A 15,417-nucleotide genomic window follows, 5' to 3' on the forward strand; every position below is an offset into this window, starting at 1 on the left:
TGCGACTCTCCGATCATGTGTCTCATTGTCCGCCCCGCGCTGAGCAGGGGGACCAGGCCCGCACAGCTCAACCGTCGAGCACCGGGATCGGACCATGTGTGAGAGTTGACTCTCACACATTATGAGAGAACACTCTCACACCATGGAGCATGGGAATCGCCTGGGCGATATCGAGATCACCGACCCGAAGGCCATGCGAGCGTTGGCACATCCGGTACGGCTCGCGATCCTCGAACGTCTGCAACGGCACGGGCCGGCGACGGCGACGCAGTTGTCACCGGATGTCGGAGCCACCCCGTCCGTGACCAGCTGGCATCTGCGCCACCTGGCGGGCTTCGGGCTGGTCCGCGACGCCGAGGCCGGAACCGATCGCCGGGAGCGGCGGTGGGAGGCTGTGGCACGGGGATTCCGATTCGAGATGCCGGAGGACGCTGAGGGTCAGTCCGCCGCACGGGTGCTGTCCCGGGAGATGTTCGCCCGCTCCGCCGACCTGCCGCAGCGGTGGGTGACCGAGACCGAACCCGGACTCGATCCGGTCTGGCGCAAGCCCGCGGGGCTGGCGAACACGCGCGTTGTGGTGTCCCCCGAGGAACTCGCGGCCATCGAGGACGCGATCGAAAGCGTCCTCGCGCCCTATGTGACGCGCGACCCTGAGCAGCGGCCGAGCGGGAGCCGTGGCGTCCGGCTGCTGCGCTACGTCCTGCCGGAGGCCGCCGAGCAGCGGACAGGGGACACGGCATGAACTCCTTGGAGCACACGGCCCCCTCGATATCACTGTGGCGGGATCGGCGCTTCGTCCGCTTCTGGGCCGGGCAGTCGGTGTCGCAGTTCGGCGACCGGATCTCCGAACTGGCGTTACCCCTGATCGCTCTGGTCGCGCTGCACGCCTCGGTCGGCCAGGTCGCATGGCTGACCGCGCTTGCCTCGGCCCCGAATCTCCTCGCCATCGTGCTGGGCGCCTGGGTCGACCAACGCGTCCACAAGCGCCGCCTGATGATCCTCGCCGATCTGTTCCGCGCGTGTGTGCTGCTCACCCTGCCCGTCGCCTACCTGTTGGGCGCCGTGACGCTTCTCCAGTTGTATGCCGTGGCGTTGCTGACCGGCTCCGCGGCGGTGCTGTTCAACACCGCATATCCGCCCTTCTTCGCCCACCTCGTGCCGCGCTCGTCCTACGTCGACGCGAACAGCAAGCTCAGCGCCAGCCGTTCCGCTTCCTTCGTCGTCGGCCCTGCCGTGGGCGGTGCCCTCGTTCAGCTCCTGACCGCGCCCGTCGCTGTGGTCGCCGACGCCTTGTCCTTCGTGGCCTCGGCCGCTCTGCTCGGGCCGAGCCGGGTCGACGAACCAGCCGTCGCCGTCGGTGAGACGGCAGGACCTTCGCTGCTGCGGCGGGCCAGGGAGGGGCTGGTCTTCGTCGTCCGTCACCCGGTCCTGCGGGCGAGCCTCGGCTGCGCGACGACCGTCAACTTCTTCACCTTCGTGTCGAGCAGCAACTTGACCGTTCTGTTCGCCACCCAGGTGCTCGGCCTCTCCCCAGGGACCATCGGGCTGGCATTCGGCATCGGGTCAACCGGAGCTCTCCTGGGCGCGGTGATAGCCCCGAAGGTCTCACGACGGATCGGCGTGGGACGCAGCATCGCGGCAGGCGCCGTACTCTTCCCGGCCCCCATCGCCATCGCCGCCACCGCGAGCGGTCCCGCCTGGGCCAGCGCAGGGGCGCTGGGCGTCGCCGAGTTCCTCTCCGGAATCGGCGTGATGCTGTTCGACGTCAACCTCAACTCCCTGCAAGCCGCGGTGATTCCGGACGGCATGCGCAGTCGCGTGGCCGGCGCCTACAGCACCGTGAACTACGGCATACGCCCTCTCGGCGCCATCGTCGGAGGCATGCTCGCCACGCTCATCGGGCTCAGGGCCACCCTGATCACAACTGCCGTCGGAGGAGCACTGTCACTGCTCTGGCTGCTCCCCTCACCGATACCGCGCATCCGCTCCCTGGACCCGGCCGGCACGCCCTCGTTGGAGTGAGGTTCCCGGGCCGCGCCGAAGGAGGTTCCCGGGCCGCGCCGAAGCTCGGTGATACGCATTCGCATCACTTGCCGACTTCGACGGAGGACCACATGGCCGCCAATGGCTGGACGGACGACCTGCCCGACCGGATGCGCGGCACCGGGGACCCGCTCGGGGACGCCGCCATCGCCGAGATCTACGCGCTGGGACAACAGGAGCAGGTGCGGCAGATGCTGCTCGGCTTCGGCCGGAACAGCGGCGCCGCCCCGGCGGGGCTGCCGCCCAAGCTCCAGCAGTACTTCGAGGAGTCGGCGATCCTGCCGCCCTGGGCGGACCAGGCGCAGATGGCGCGTGGCAGGCTGAACGGTCACCCCTCGACCCGCCCTCGACGTCCGCCGGCGACGGCTTTCGCTCCAGGGCCGTAGGCGAGGAGGGCGAGCGCGAGGACGGCGCCGACGGTGCCGGAGACGAGCAGGGGCAGGTGGCCGTCGTCGCCCCAGGCGAGGCCGGCCCAGAGCCCGGCGCCCAGCACGCCGGCCCCGGTCAGGCCCTGGTAGACGCCCTGGGCGGTGCCTTGGGCCCGGTCGGGGACGATGCCGGAGATCCAGGCCTTGCCGACGCCGTCGGTGCAGGCGTTGAAGCCGCCGTAGAGGGCGAGGACGGTGAAGATCTGCCAGGCTTGGTGGGCGTGGGCCAGACCGAGGTAGCCGATGGCGAAGAAGACCAGGCCGACGGCGTAGACGGCCCGCCGGGGCAGGCGGTCGGACAGGGCGCCGGCGGGGTACGAGGCCGCGGCGTAGGCGAGGTTGTAGAGCGCGTACGCGGCGAACACCCCGGCGGTGGACAGCCCTACCTGGTGGGCCCGCAGGAGCAGGAGCGAGTCGGGGAAGTTCGCCAGCGCGAACAGGGTGAGGAGACCGGTGACGCGCCAGTAGCGGGCCGGCAGTGACCGGTACGGCGCCGAGTGGCGGGCGCCGGGCACGGGTGCGGCTTCGGGCTTCGAACGGGGGCGGGCGGGGTCGGCGACCGCGCGGGTCAGCAGCACGCTGAGGACGGCGGGGATCACGGCGATCCACAGCAGCGGACGTAGCCGGTGGTCGAGCGCCGCGTTGAGGCCCAGCCCGATGAGCGGGCCGACGACGGCGCCGGCGGTGTCCGCGGCGCGGTGGAGGCCGAAGACCCGGCCGCGCTGCGACTTCGGGACTCCGTCGACGAGGAGGGCGTCGCGCGGTGCGGAGCGCAGGCCCTTGCCGAGGCGGTCGGTGACGCGGGCGAGCAGGACGACGGGCCAGGCGGTGGCGAGGGCGATGAGGAGTTTGCCGAGGGCGGCGAGGCCGTAGCCGGCGGCGATGAGGGGCTTGCGGGGAAACCGGTCGGCGAGGCGTCCGGCGGCGAGCTTGGTGAGCGAGGCCGCGCCCTCGGCGAGGCCCTCGATCGCACCGACCACGGCGGGCGGGGCACCGAGGACGGTGGTGAGGAAGATCGGCAGGATCGGGTAGAGCAGTTCGCTGGCGGCGTCCTGGAGGAAGGAGACCCCGCACAGCACCTTGACGTTGCGGGTCAACCAGCCGGTGGGCGGCGCGGGTTCGGTCATGCTGCGGGACCTCCGGGAAGCGTCCGAGCGCCGGGAGATCCGCATCGGACTGATGGTGGTCACGGTAGACCGTCGGCCGCCGCCGACATCGGCCGACAGCACCATGTCCCCCGAAGGTCGGAGCGGACGGCGAGGTCGCGCAACACCCCCCTGCTTCCGCCCCGTCCGGATCATTGGCGAGGCCCCCACGGCTGGATACACTCGCCCGGCTGACCGGACATCAACTTCCGTTCGGGCAGGAACAGCTCAGTACCACCCAGGACACCAGGCACAACCCGCCGACGACCATGGGGGTCTTTCATGCAGTTCCGCGCCAGAGCGTCGCTCGCCACCGCGACCGCAGCGCTCGTCCTCGCCGCCGTCGCGGGCGGCACCCCGGCCGGAGCGAGTACGGGCGGCGCGCCGCTCGCCCTGATCTCGCCCGACGATCCGTACGCCGCGTGCGACCTCACCGCGGACGGCCCCGGCACCAACCACCCGTCCGCCGAGGACGAACCGTACGCCGCCGCCAACCCGCGCGACCCGGCCAACACCATCACCATCTACCAGCAGGACCGCTGGTCCAACGGCGGTGCCCGGGGCCTGAGTTCGAGCTACACCACGGACGGCGTGCACTTCACCCAGACCGCCCTGCCGTTCACCCACTGCGCACCGGGCGGGCTGGCCTACCAGCGGGCCTCGGACGGCTGGGTGAGCTTCGGTCCGGACGGCGCCGCCTACGCCAGCGCCCTGGTCTTCGACGCCACCACGGCACGCAGCGCCGTGGCCGCCGCCACCTCGACCGACGGCGGGCGCAGCTGGCAGCACGTCACCGAGCTGATCAGCGACAACGACCCGGCGATCACCGACGACAAGAACGCCGTCACCGCCGACCCGGTGCACCCGGGCGTCGCCTACCAGGTCTGGGACCGGGTGGACCAGGCCACCAGCCCGACACCCGTCTTCGACGGACCGGGCTACATCTCCGTCACCCGCGACCACGGCCGCACCTGGTCCCCGGCGAAGCCGTTCGTGGTCACCGACTCGACGCCGAACACCCAGACCATCGGCAACCAGATCGTGGTCGATCCCCGGACCGACACCCTGTACGACTTCTTCGACTCGATCACCTTCACCGACGCGACCGCCACCACGGTCAGCGAGGTGCACTTCGGCATGGTCAGCTCCACCGACCAGGGCCGCACCTGGAGCCAGCCGGTCCGGGTCGCCGCCGACACCTCCGTCGCCGAGGTCGACCCGAACGCGCCCACCGACGCCACCAAGTCCCTTCGGGCCGGCGCCGGGCTGCCCAGCGTAGCCATCGACCCGCAGACCGGCGAGCTCTACCTCGCCTACGAGGGCTCGGAGTTCACCGGCGGCCAGTACGACGCGATCCAGCTGGTGCACTCCACGGACGGCGGCCGGACCTGGAGCGGGCCCACCCGGCTCAACCAGGCCCCGGGCGCTCCGGCGTTCACCCCCTCCATCACCGTGACCGCCGACGGCACCGTCGCCGTCAGCTACTACGACCTGCGCTACCTCACCCCGGGCAACACCACCACCCTGCCCACCGCCGCCTGGCTGCTCAGCTTCCCGCGCGGCGGCGAGAACAGCCCGATCGAGCGGCAGATCTCGCCGGTCTTCGACTGGCTCCAGGCGCCCTACGCCGGGGGCCACTTCCTCGGCGACTACCAGGCATTGATCAACGACGGCCGCCAGATCCGCCCGGTGATGGTGACCGCCAACAACGCCGAACCGCTGAACGCCACCGACGTGTACAGCGGCCGCTTCCAGCCCGGCACCCTGCGCAGCCCCGCCGTCGGCGCTCCCGCCACCGACGCTCCGGCCGCACAAGCGGCGCACGCGACCGCCCCGCGCGCCGTCCAGCACCTACGGCGCTGAGCCCGTTCGGTCGGAACGCACCCGCGTCCTGCGGCTCCTGACGACGGAGCCGCAGGACGCCGCGTTCCCGCGCCGGGTTCCGGGCGGCGGCCCGGAGGGGCTACCAGCGCAGCAGCCGGCGATCCCCGCACGGGGTGGGCGCGAGGGCCGTCATCGCCCCGCAGCCGGAGTGCCCGCAGACGACGATGTCCTTGACCCCCAGTGCGGCGACGGCGTACTCGATGCTCGCCGCGACCCCGTCGGCCCCGGGGGTGTAGGCGGGCACCAGGTTGCCGGCGGTGCGGATGACGAACAGCTCGCCGGGCTCAGACCCGGTGATCAGCTCCGGCACCACCCGGGCGTCGGAGCAGCCGATGAACAGCGTGTGCGGGGTGTGGCGGGCGGCCAGGTGGGCGAAGAGCTCCTCCTTGGCCGGGAAGACGTCCCGCTGGAAACGCTCGATGCCGTTGGCGAAGTCACGCATGGGGTCAACTCCACCGCGTCAGCCCGCGCATCGCCGTCGAGGCCAACTCCGTCCAAGCCCTCACCGAGGTCGTCCAGCGCACCCCGCTCGCCACCGTCCTGCCCGACGCCGTCACCCACGACCACCCCCGCCTCACCCCCGTCCCGCTCGACCCGGCCCTCCCCACCCGCATCGTCACCCTCCTGCGACGCAGCGACGCCTACCGGAGCGCCGCCACCCGCGCTTTCACCGACCTCGTCCACGACCTCGTCCGCACCCGCGGGTACCCGCCGGCCTCCTGAACGCCAGCGACTACGCCGGGGCTCCGTGCCCCAACTGAGGGCAGGTTCTGACTGTACGTCAGTACCCGCTTCGGGCACCCCGCGCACGGCCGCGGGCACCCGCGCAGGCACCACGGGCAGCCGCGCCCCGAAAGAGAACAGTCTCGGCGACCGATCCCCTCCTGTCAGTCCGTATGGTTCCGGATTCCGCGCCGCGCCGTGCGTGGCTACCGTCCCAACCGCCCGACACCCGGCGGTCCGGACGGCCGCCGCCACGCGCCCACAGGAGGTCACGTTGACCGCACACCACCCCACCCGCAGGAGCATCCTCAAGTCCGCCGGCGGGCTCGGCGCCGCGCTGGCGCTGGGCACCGCGGGCGCGTTGGCGTCGGCCAAGCCCGCGGCGGCCGCCGACAACGGCTTCGGCCTGACCATCGTGGACCGCAACGAGAGCGACCCGCGGATGTGGTACTACCGCTTCCAGACCTCCGCGATCGGCTGGAACCCCGCCGTGAACGTGCTGCTGCCGGACGACTACCAGACGAGCGGCCGCACCTATCCGGTGCTGTACCTGTTCCACGGCGGCGGCACCGACCAGGACTTCATCACCTTCGACCGGATGGGCGTCCGCGACTGGACCATCGGCAAGCCGATCATCGTGGTGATGCCGGACGGCGGCCACGCCGGCTGGTACTCCAACCCGGTCAGCTCCAACGTGGGCCCGCGCAACTGGGAGGAGTTCCACATCAACCAGCTGCTGCCGTGGGTCGAGGCCAACTTCCGTACGTTCGCCGAGTACGACGGCCGCGCGGTGTCCGGCTTCTCGATGGGCGGTTTCGGCGCGCTGAAGTACGCCGCCAAGTACTACGGCCACTTCGCCTCGGTCAGCGCCCACTCCGGCCCGGCCAGCCTGCGCCGGGACGGCGGCCTGGTGGCGCACTGGGCCAACGCCTCCTCCGCCGCGCTGGACCTGGCGGGCGGCACGATCTACGGCGCGCCGTTCTGGGACCAGGCGCGGGTGAGCGCCGACAACCCGGTGGAGCGGATCGAGAGCTACCGCAACAAGCGGGTCTTCCTGGTGGCCGGCACCAGTCCCAGCCCGGTCGACTGGTTCAGCAGCGTCAACGAGCCCCAGGTCCTGGCCGGGCAGCGCGAGTTCCGCGCCCTGCTCGACCAGGCCGGCATCCCGCACGACTCGCACGAGGTGGACGGCGGCCACATCATCCGGCCCGACATGATGCGGCTCGACCTCGACGGCATCATCGACCGCCTGCGCAAGGCCTGAGGAGCGCTCAGGTGTTCCCCTCCTTCTCCCGCCGCGCCTCCCGCCTGGCCCTGGCCGCGGTCGCCCTGCTGCTGCCGGTCACCGTGCCGGCCGGCCCGGCCGCGGCCGCCGCCACCACCCCCGCCGCGGCCGCCGGGTTCACGGCGTCCTGCCCGGCCGCCGGCTACATCTCCCAGGGCTACACCCCGGAGCACAACGGCATCGACATCGCCAACGACTACGGCACCCCGATCTACGCGGTCGGCGACGGCCAGGTGCTGGTCTCCGGCCCGGCGCAGGGCTACGGCCAGTGGATCCGCATCCTGCACCCGGACGGGACGATCACCGAGTACGGGCACATGCGCGAGCGGGACGTGGCCACCGGCGACCACGTGGCGGCCGGTCAGCAGATCGCGCTGATGGGCAGCGAGGGCACCGCCAGCGGCCCGCACCTGCACCTGCGGGTCTGGGCGGACCCGGACGCGACCGTACGCACCGACCCGATCCCCTACCTCGCGGACCGCGGCATCACCATGCCCTGCACGCCGGGGACCGGCCACCGTCCCGCCCCGCCGGTGTATCCGGCGCAGTCCGGCCGGGTGGTGTCCGCGCGTTCGGCGGACGGCCGCCTGGAGGTGTTCGCGGCCGGCGCGAACGGCGTCTCGCACGCCTGGCAGACGGCCGTGAGCGGCGCCTGGTCCGACTGGGAGAGCCTCGGTGGCCCGGGCGGCGCGCAGCTCGCCATCGGCCCCGACCCCGACGGCCGCCTGGAGATGTTCGCCCTCAACGGCACCACCCTCCAGCACCGTTACCAGCTCCAGCCCTCCGGGGCCTGGTCCAGCTGGGAGACTTTCGGCGGCGGCGGTCACAACATCGCCGTCGGCGCCAACCAGGACGGCCGCCTCGAAGTCTTCGCCTCCGGCCCTGTCGGCGTCTTCCACAAGTACCAGACCGCACCCAACAGCGGCTGGTCCGACTGGGAATCCGCCGGCGGCGGCCCCGCCAACAGCGAGATCGGACTCGGCAAGGCCCCCGACGGCCGACTCGAAGTCTTCGCCCTCAACGCCACCACCTTCCAGCACCAGTGGCAGACCGCCGTCAACGGCGCCTGGTCCACCTGGGAAACCTTCGGCGGCGGCGGCCACGACCTCACCGTCGACCACAACCAGGACGGCCGCCTCGAAGTCTTCGCCTCCGGCCCCGCCGGCGTCTACCACAAGTACCAGACCAACCCCACCAGTTGGTCCGACTGGGAAGCCACCGGCGGACCCGCCGACTCCCAGCTCACCAGCCAGCCGACCGCGGACGGCCGCGTCGAGGTCTTCGCCATCAACGGCACCACCGCGCAACACACCTGGCAGAGCAACCTGAACGCCCCGTACAGCCAGTGGGACACCTTCGGCGGCGCCGGCACCGAGATCGTCGCCACGGCCAACGCCGACGGCCGGATCGAGGTGTTCGGCACCAGCAGCGCCGGCGTCTACCACAAGTGGCAGACCGGCTTCTCCACCTGGTCCGACTGGGCCTGGCTCAACACCACCGCCGGACCAGCAGTTAGTTGAGGAGCCATCACATGACCAGCACATCACGTGCCCGCCGGGCGCCCCACCGCGTCCTGCTGTCCGCGCTCGTCTCGCTGGGCGTGGCGGCGGGCCTGATGGTCGGTGCCGCGCCCGCGCCGGCCGCCACCGGCATCGACCTGTGCGCCGAGGTCGGCTACAACGCGGGCTTCCGGGGTGACGCCCTGGTGACCGCGATCGCCGTCGGCATGGCCGAGTCCAGCTGCAACCCGCTGGCCTCCAACGTCCAGAACAACAGGCCGCCGTCCACCGACCGCGGCCTGTGGGAGATCAACAGCTACTGGCACCCCGAGGTCACCGACGACTGCGCCTACAACGCCCAGTGCAACGCCAACGCGGCCTACCGCATCTCCAACGGCGGCACCAACTGGCAGCCCTGGTCGACCTACAACGAGGGCGCGCACCTGCGGTACCTGGACGCGGCGCGGGCCGCCGCGGACCGGCTCGGCCACCACGACCCCGGGCCGGCGCCGCTGGTGTATCCGGCGCAGTCCGGCCGGGTGGTGTCCGCGCGTTCGGCGGACGGCCGTCTGGAGGTGTTCGCGGCCGGCGTGAACGGCGTCTCGCACGCCTGGCAGACGGCCGTGAGCGGCGCCTGGTCCGACTGGGAGTCCCTCGGTGGCCCGGGCGGCGCGCAGCTCGCCATCGGCCCCGACCCCGACGGCCGCCTGGAGATGTTCGCCCTCAACGGCACCACCCTCCAGCACCGTTACCAGCTCCAGCCCTCCGGGGCCTGGTCCAGCTGGGAGACCTTCGGCGGCGGCGGTCACAACATCGCCGTCGGCGCCAACCAGGACGGCCGCCTCGAAGTCTTCGCCTCCGGCCCCGCCGGCGTCTACCACAAGTACCAGACCGCACCCAACAGCGGCTGGTCCGACTGGGAATCCGCCGGCGGCGGCCCCGCCAACAGCGAGATCGGACTCGGCAAGGCCCCCGACGGCCGACTCGAAGTCTTCGCCCTCAACGCCACCACCTTCCAGCACCAGTGGCAGACCGCCGTCAACGGCGCCTGGTCCACCTGGGAAACCTTCGGCGGCGGCGGCCACGACCTCACCGTCGACCACAACCAGGACGGCCGCCTCGAAGTCTTCGCCTCCGGCCCCGCCGGCGTCTACCACAAGTACCAGACCAACCCCACCAGTTGGTCCGACTGGGAGGCCACCGGCGGACCCGCCGACTCCCAGCTGACCAGTGAGCGTTCACCGGACGGCCGGGTGGAGGTCTTCGCCATCAACGGCACCACCGCGCAGCACAGTTGGCAGACCGGCGTCAACGCGCCGTACAGCCAGTGGGAGACCTTCGGCGGCGCCGGCACCGAGATCGTCGCCACGGCCAACGCCGACGGCCGGATCGAGGTGTTCGGCACCAGCAGCGCCGGCGTCTACCACCGCTGGCAGACCGGCTTCTCCACCTGGTCCGACTGGGCCTGGCTCAACACCACCGCCGGACCCGCCGTCGGCTGACCACACCGGTAGTCCCCTGGAGCAAGACCATGTCCCCGATCAGCAGGCGCCGCCTGCTGCGGGCGGCCGGAGCGGGAGCACTCGTGCTCCCGCTCCCGGGCCGTGCCGCCAACGTGGCGCCCACCGGCCTGGATCAGCGCAGGGCGCCGCTGCGCTCGGGGGCGCCGATGCTCTGAGTGCCCGTCCGCCCGCTCCCCCGCTCCCCCGTCACGTGGCGTGCGCCACCGGGCGGTTTATTGTCATGCTCAAAGAGGTAACGTTCGTCCGTCAGGGGGAACGGTCGGCATGCGGAACGGGACAGCGGTGCGCGGTACGGGGGAACGATGAGCGGCATTCTCGTCCACCTGCCGGAGGGGAACGGCGACGACGCGGTGACCTTGCGGCTCGGTCCGGGAGAGCGGGCGCGCTTCGGCCGCGGCTCCGTCGGCACGCCGGTGGAGCTGCGCCTCGGCGACGAGACGGTCTCCCGGTTGGCCGGCGAGATCCACGCGACCGACGACCACTGGCAGTTGAGCAACCTCAGCAACACCCACGCCTACCTGGTGGAGAACCCGGAGGGCGCCGGCGAGTACCTGCGGGTGCCGCCGCGGCGGATCGGCGCGCCGATCCCCTTCGAGTTCTCCCGGGTGGTGCTGCCCTCGCGGCGTGAAACCCCGCTGTCCTTCCAGGTGTTCGCGCCCGACCACGTCTACCTGGACCCGCACGCCCGCGTCGGCTCCTGGGAGAGCCGCACCATGACGGCGTACTCGCTGGACGAGACCGCCACCTACTTCCTCGTACTGGTCGCGCTCTGCGAGCCGTGGCTGCGCGACCACTCCCCCGCCGCCGTGCCCACCACCCCCCAGGTGGTCGCGCGGCTGCGCGCCCACCCCGCCTGCGCTCGGCTCACCGCCCGCGCGGTCAGCTCGCACCTCGACTACCTGGCCGACGAGAAGCTCCGCATCGACCTGCCGGACGGCGCGGGCCGCGCGGACCGCCGCAACGGCAAGCGCGAGGCCGTCGTCGGGCTCGCCCTGAAGTTCGGCATCGTCCGCGAGGAGCACCTCGCACTCCTGCCGCGCCCCGAAGCGGCCGAGCCCGGACGGTAGGGAGGGGTGTCGATGGTGCACGACCTGGCCCTTGGCGGGGAAGGCGAGGACCTGCTGCCGCCCGGCCACCGGGTCGGCGACTGGACCGTCACCGGGCTCATCGGCGAAGGCGGCTGGGCGACCGTGTACGCCGCCCGCCGAACCGAGGACACGGCCGGCTCGGACCGTTCACACGCTCCGGACGACACCGCCAGTGGGGACGACACGGTCGCCCTCAAGGTGCTGCCGACCGCCGGACTCGCCCCCCGCCAGGCCCGCCAGGTCGCCGAAGCCGCCCGCCGCGAAGCCGAGTTGGCCCGCACCGTCCCCCACCCCCGACTGGTCCGCCTGCTCGACACCCTCGTCCTGGCCGCCCCCGAGCACCCCGCGCTCGACGGCGCGATCGTCCTGGTCATGGAACGCGCCCGGTGCACCCTGCGCGACCTGCTCGCCACCGGCGTCGACGAGGACCGGGGCGGCCGGATCGTCGCGGGCATCTGCGAGGGCCTGGCCCATCTGCACCGCTCCGGCTGGGTCCACACCGATCTGAAGCCCGAGAACGTCCTCATCGGCCGGGACGGCGAGGTCCGACTCTCCGACTTCGGCCTCGCCATCGAACTCACCGGCACCCACGGCCACTCCGCCCCCATGGGCACCCCCGACTACCTCCCGCCGGAACGCTGGAAGGCGCCACTCGGCGAACACGGAGTCAAGATCCGTACCACCGCCGACATCTGGGCGCTCGGCGTGGTGATCCACGAGGTGTTCGCCGCCGGCGTCCCGCCCTTCCCCGGCGCCACCCCCACCGCCCGCGGCGCCGCCGCCCAGCAGTACGCGGAAGGCCGCGCCGCGCTGCGCCTGGCCCCCGCCGTCCCCCCGTTCTGGCGCGCGCTCGCCGCCGACTGCCTCGCCCCCACCCACGCCGCCCGCGCCCCGCACACCGCCGAGAGCCTGCTCTCCCGCATCCGCGCCCACCAGTCCGGCCGCCGGCCCCACCGCCCCCGCCGCCCACGGCCGCGCACCGCCCTGCTCGCCCTCGCCACCTGCGCCACGGCCGCCGCCACCGCCGCCGCCCTCTGGCCACAGCCCGAGCCACCCGGGCACTTCGTCCGCATCAAGGTCTTCAACGCCGAACACGGCTGCCAGGGCCGCACCGACCGCGACCCCGAGTGCAGCCTCGGCCTCGCCGTCGACCCCCAGCGCCCCTACACCGCCGGCAACGTCGTCACCACGCGCGTCTGGAACGACGACACCCTCGACGCCGACTGCCAACTCCCCACCGGTCTCCCCATCATCAACGAGGAGGACATCAGCTCGACCATCTGGTACCGCGTCCACCTCCCCGGCCCCACCACCGCCTGGCTTCCCGCCGTCCGCACCAAGGACCGCCCCAGCCTCGCCCGCTGCCCCTGACCGAGCCGTGAGCTCCCGCCACCGACCGGGTGGTGATCACCCGCGTGCGCCCGTCCGGCGCGGACCGTCGTGCGCGCGCCTCCGGATCGTTCCGGATTCCTCGCCCGTCGCTCCCCTTACTACCGTGTCGACGGCCTCCGCCAGACCGGCCGGCCCAGAGCCCAGGGAGCAGCGATGCCGACGACCGCCACCACCAACCGGCCGAGCGCCGCCGTGCTCGGGCAGCACGAGCACGAGGTGCTCCACGCAGTCGGCTGCGGCCTGAGGGACGACGAGATCGCCGCCACCCTCGCCATCCCCGAGGACGCCGTGGCCGGACACCTCGCGCGGATCCTCGTGAAGCTCGGGCTGCGCGACCGGGCCGCCGCCATCGTCCACGCCTTCGACTGCGGGCTGGTCGCCCCCGGCTGCGGCCCCCGCACGCAGGCGGTGAGCCCGGTGCCGCGCAGCGCCGCCGGCCGAGCGGCCACACCGAGGGTGCGGATCTCCGTGCTCGGACCGCTGCGGGCATGGCAGGACGGGCGGCCGCTGGACCTGGGGCACCTGCGCCAGCAAGCCGTGCTGGCGGCGCTGGCGCTGCGCGCGGGGCGGACCGTCAGCCAGCAGGAACTGCTCGACGGGGTGTGGGGGTCGGAGCCGCCGGTCACGAACGTGGTGCCCGTCCACATCTACCGGCTGCGCAAGACCCTGCGCATCGGGGACAGCCCGGACTCGGTGATCGAGCACGACCGGTGTGGCTACCGTCTGGTCTCCGGCGCGGCCGAAGTGGACCTGGCGCGCATGGAGAGTCTGGTCACCGACGCCGGGACGGCCCATCGGACGGGCGAACCGGCCGAGGCGGTCCGTCTCTGTTCCCAGGCGCTGGAGCTGTTTCGCGGGGAGCTCCTGGCCGGCCTGCCCGGCCCGCTCGCCGAGTTGGAGCGGCTGCGGCTCGCCGAGCGCAGGATCACCGTCGCGCAGCGGAAGGTGGAGTGGCAGCTGGGGCTGGGCCGGTGCTCCGAGGCGATCGCCGAGCTGATCGCCCTGTCCACGGAACATCCCCTGAACGAGCCGCTGGCCGCGCTGCTGATGCGTGCGCTGTACCGCGGCGGCCGACAGGCCGACGCACTGGCCGTGTTCGACCGCGCCCGCCGCCGGCTGGCCGACGACCTGGGGGTTCCGCCGAGTCGGATGCTGCGGCGGACGTGCCAGATGATCCTGCGCGGGGACGAGGCCGGCCTCGGCCTCACCGGAGCCACCCGCTGACCGTTCCGACGAAGGCCGGGGCTCCATCGGGTGGTGCCCGGTGGAGCCCCGGCGGTTGCGCACGGTCAGGACGCGACGGTCAGGAGGCGAAGGCCCGTTCCAGCCGAGGGATCAGGTCCCGGAGGTCCTGTTCCCAACAGCCGCCGTTGTGGCCGCCGTTGCACTGGGTGCCCCAGGCGGAGCCGTCGCCGTAGTCGACGTAGTAGTAGGGCATGCCCAGGGCGTCCATGTGGTCCTTGACGTGTTTGGAGGCGCCTTCGAGCCAGAACTCCAGGTCGGTGGCCGAGCCGTGTCCGTTGCCCACGTAGATGGAGACCCCGACTCCGGCGAGTTTGTCCATGTGCTGTGACGGGTCGGCCTCGTTCCACCGCCAGTCCGCGTTGAACACCGGGTAGGGCGTACCGAACAGGGCGTCGCTGTCCACGCCGGGCTTGTAGGGATCGTTCGCGGGGTCGCAGACACCGGACGCCGAACCGCAGATGGCGCCCTGCCCGTCGATGAGGGAGGCGACGACGGCCAGCCGCAGGTCCATGGAGTCGACCGACAGGTCGATGTCCCCGGACAGGGACGCGGTCTGGCTGAACAGCTCGGGGTGGTCCTGGGCGTAGTGGAGGGCTCCGAACCCGCCCATGGAGACACCGGCGACGGCCCTGGCCTTCTTGGTGGCGATGGTCCGCAGGTTCGCGTCGATGAACGGGATCACCTGCTTGAGGTGGAAGTTCTCCCAGTTCTGGGCTCCGAGCTGGGTGTTCTGGTTGAGCCAGTTGGCGTACCAGCCCCGGGCGCCGCCGTCCGGGATGACGGTGATCATCGCGTTCGAGGTGGTCAGCGCCGGATAGTTCTGGTGGACGGGGTCGTCGGGCGAGCCGTGCAGGAAGTACAGCACGGGGTAGCGCCTGGCCGGGTCGTCGTAGTAGCCGCTCGGCAGGATGATCTTGATGTGGTGCTTGCCCGTGACCTCGGGTGTGGTCACGGTGAGGTAGAAGTTGGTGGCACCGCCCACGGCCGGGTCGACCTGGGTCAGGCCGAACCCGTCCGCCATCCTCGGCGGCGCCCCGGTGCCGGTGGCGGCCTGGGCCGGAGCGGTCGTCGTGGCCGTTGCCACGATCCCGACGACGGCGGCGAGCAGCGCCACCACCGTTCGCCAGCGTTTGAGTGTCCTCGTCACGATGTTCCCCCTCCT

13 protein-coding genes and 2 pseudogenes are annotated in these 15,417 nt (G+C 72.3%); 12 read left to right on the top strand and 3 right to left on the bottom strand.

Translation table 11 applies throughout. The annotated features are described in order from the left end of the window. The first annotated feature begins 142 nt into the window (after positions 1-142). From ACIRYZ_RS31135 to ACIRYZ_RS31145, 3 genes are all read left to right on the top strand, one after another. A complete protein-coding gene (locus ACIRYZ_RS31135) occupies positions 143-742 on the top strand; it encodes an ArsR/SmtB family transcription factor (protein ID WP_402950659.1) in 600 nt (199 codons plus the stop codon). Then, positions 739-2,022: an MFS transporter gene (locus ACIRYZ_RS31140; RefSeq protein ID WP_402950661.1), complete on the top strand. Its 1,284-nt coding sequence runs from the start codon at positions 739-741 to the stop codon at positions 2,020-2,022. Before ACIRYZ_RS31135 ends, ACIRYZ_RS31140 begins: the two co-directional genes overlap by 4 nt. 92 nt (positions 2,023-2,114) lie before the next feature. Then, the gene (locus ACIRYZ_RS31145; RefSeq protein WP_402950663.1) at positions 2,115-2,429 is read left to right on the top strand and encodes a hypothetical protein; all 315 of its coding nucleotides are present in this window, start codon (positions 2,115-2,117) and stop codon (positions 2,427-2,429) included. On the opposite strand, the gene ACIRYZ_RS31150 is transcribed toward ACIRYZ_RS31145, so the two are convergent. Then, the gene (locus ACIRYZ_RS31150; RefSeq protein ID WP_402950665.1) at positions 2,372-3,598 is read right to left on the bottom strand and encodes an MFS transporter; all 1,227 of its coding nucleotides are present in this window, start codon (positions 3,596-3,598) and stop codon (positions 2,372-2,374) included. The genes ACIRYZ_RS31145 and ACIRYZ_RS31150 overlap by 58 nt on opposite strands. A 300-nt stretch (positions 3,599-3,898) precedes the next feature. On the opposite strand from ACIRYZ_RS31150, the gene ACIRYZ_RS31155 reads away from it, so the two are divergent. Continuing rightward, a complete protein-coding gene (locus ACIRYZ_RS31155) occupies positions 3,899-5,479 on the top strand; it encodes a sialidase family protein (protein WP_402950667.1) in 1,581 nt (526 codons plus the stop codon). Between the two features lie 139 nt (positions 5,480-5,618). Here ACIRYZ_RS31155 and ACIRYZ_RS31160 read toward each other — a convergent pair. Next, positions 5,619-5,942: pseudogene (locus ACIRYZ_RS31160) on the bottom strand (carbonic anhydrase); the annotation flags it as partial. 11 nt (positions 5,943-5,953) lie between these two features. Between ACIRYZ_RS31160 and ACIRYZ_RS31165 the strand changes: the two are divergent. The 8 genes and pseudogenes from ACIRYZ_RS31165 to ACIRYZ_RS31200 form a co-directional block, all read left to right on the top strand. Then, positions 5,954-6,223: pseudogene (locus ACIRYZ_RS31165) on the top strand (LysR substrate-binding domain-containing protein); the annotation flags it as partial. A gap of 274 nt (positions 6,224-6,497) precedes the next feature. Next, on the top strand, positions 6,498-7,487 hold the full coding sequence (locus ACIRYZ_RS31170; protein WP_402950669.1) for an alpha/beta hydrolase: 990 nt from the start codon (positions 6,498-6,500) through the stop codon (positions 7,485-7,487). 11 nt (positions 7,488-7,498) lie between these two features. Then, positions 7,499-9,028, top strand: coding sequence for a peptidoglycan DD-metalloendopeptidase family protein (locus ACIRYZ_RS31175; RefSeq protein ID WP_402950671.1), 1,530 nt, complete (start codon positions 7,499-7,501; stop codon positions 9,026-9,028). Positions 9,029-9,039: 11 nt separating this feature from the next. Next, on the top strand, positions 9,040-10,509 hold the full coding sequence (locus tag ACIRYZ_RS31180) for a hypothetical protein (protein ID WP_402950674.1): 1,470 nt from the start codon (positions 9,040-9,042) through the stop codon (positions 10,507-10,509). A 29-nt stretch (positions 10,510-10,538) separates the two neighbouring features. Next, positions 10,539-10,685 (top strand): hypothetical protein, encoded by a 147-nt coding sequence (locus ACIRYZ_RS31185; RefSeq protein WP_402950676.1) that lies wholly within the window; start codon positions 10,539-10,541, stop codon positions 10,683-10,685. Between the two features lie 147 nt (positions 10,686-10,832). Next, complete coding sequence (locus tag ACIRYZ_RS31190) at positions 10,833-11,597, top strand: serine/threonine protein kinase (protein WP_402950679.1); 765 nt, start codon at positions 10,833-10,835, stop codon at positions 11,595-11,597. Between the two features lie 12 nt (positions 11,598-11,609). Further along, positions 11,610-12,989, top strand: coding sequence for a serine/threonine-protein kinase (locus ACIRYZ_RS31195; protein ID WP_402950682.1), 1,380 nt, complete (start codon positions 11,610-11,612; stop codon positions 12,987-12,989). Positions 12,990-13,163: 174 nt separating this feature from the next. After that, positions 13,164-14,234, top strand: a complete 1,071-nt coding sequence (locus ACIRYZ_RS31200) for a BTAD domain-containing putative transcriptional regulator (protein ID WP_402950685.1) — start codon at positions 13,164-13,166, stop codon at positions 14,232-14,234. Positions 14,235-14,313: 79 nt separating this feature from the next. Here the strand turns inward: ACIRYZ_RS31200 and ACIRYZ_RS31205 are convergent, their stop codons facing one another. Continuing rightward, positions 14,314-15,402, bottom strand: a complete 1,089-nt coding sequence (locus ACIRYZ_RS31205; RefSeq protein ID WP_402950687.1) for an alpha/beta hydrolase — start codon at positions 15,400-15,402, stop codon at positions 14,314-14,316. Positions 15,403-15,417: the final 15 nt, after the last annotated feature.

The sequence above is a fragment of the Kitasatospora sp. NPDC101155 genome, assembly GCF_044768305.1.
GTDB lineage: Bacteria > Actinomycetota > Actinomycetes > Streptomycetales > Streptomycetaceae > Kitasatospora.

What these genes read in the sequence shown, in the direction of transcription:
- ACIRYZ_RS31135 (WP_402950659.1), top strand. Translation starts at nt 143, where the DNA reads ATGGAGCATGGGAATCGCCTGGGCGATATCGAGATCACCGACCCGAAG.
- ACIRYZ_RS31140 (WP_402950661.1), top strand. Translation starts at nt 739, where the DNA reads ATGAACTCCTTGGAGCACACGGCCCCCTCGATATCACTGTGGCGGGAT.
- ACIRYZ_RS31145 (WP_402950663.1), top strand. Translation starts at nt 2,115, where the DNA reads ATGGCCGCCAATGGCTGGACGGACGACCTGCCCGACCGGATGCGCGGC.
- ACIRYZ_RS31150 (WP_402950665.1), bottom strand. Translation starts at nt 3,598, where the DNA reads ATGACCGAACCCGCGCCGCCCACCGGCTGGTTGACCCGCAACGTCAAG.
- ACIRYZ_RS31155 (WP_402950667.1), top strand. Translation starts at nt 3,899, where the DNA reads ATGCAGTTCCGCGCCAGAGCGTCGCTCGCCACCGCGACCGCAGCGCTC.
- ACIRYZ_RS31180 (WP_402950674.1), top strand. Translation starts at nt 9,040, where the DNA reads ATGACCAGCACATCACGTGCCCGCCGGGCGCCCCACCGCGTCCTGCTG.
- ACIRYZ_RS31185 (WP_402950676.1), top strand. Translation starts at nt 10,539, where the DNA reads ATGTCCCCGATCAGCAGGCGCCGCCTGCTGCGGGCGGCCGGAGCGGGA.
- ACIRYZ_RS31190 (WP_402950679.1), top strand. Translation starts at nt 10,833, where the DNA reads ATGAGCGGCATTCTCGTCCACCTGCCGGAGGGGAACGGCGACGACGCG.
- ACIRYZ_RS31195 (WP_402950682.1), top strand. Translation starts at nt 11,610, where the DNA reads ATGGTGCACGACCTGGCCCTTGGCGGGGAAGGCGAGGACCTGCTGCCG.
- ACIRYZ_RS31200 (WP_402950685.1), top strand. Translation starts at nt 13,164, where the DNA reads ATGCCGACGACCGCCACCACCAACCGGCCGAGCGCCGCCGTGCTCGGG.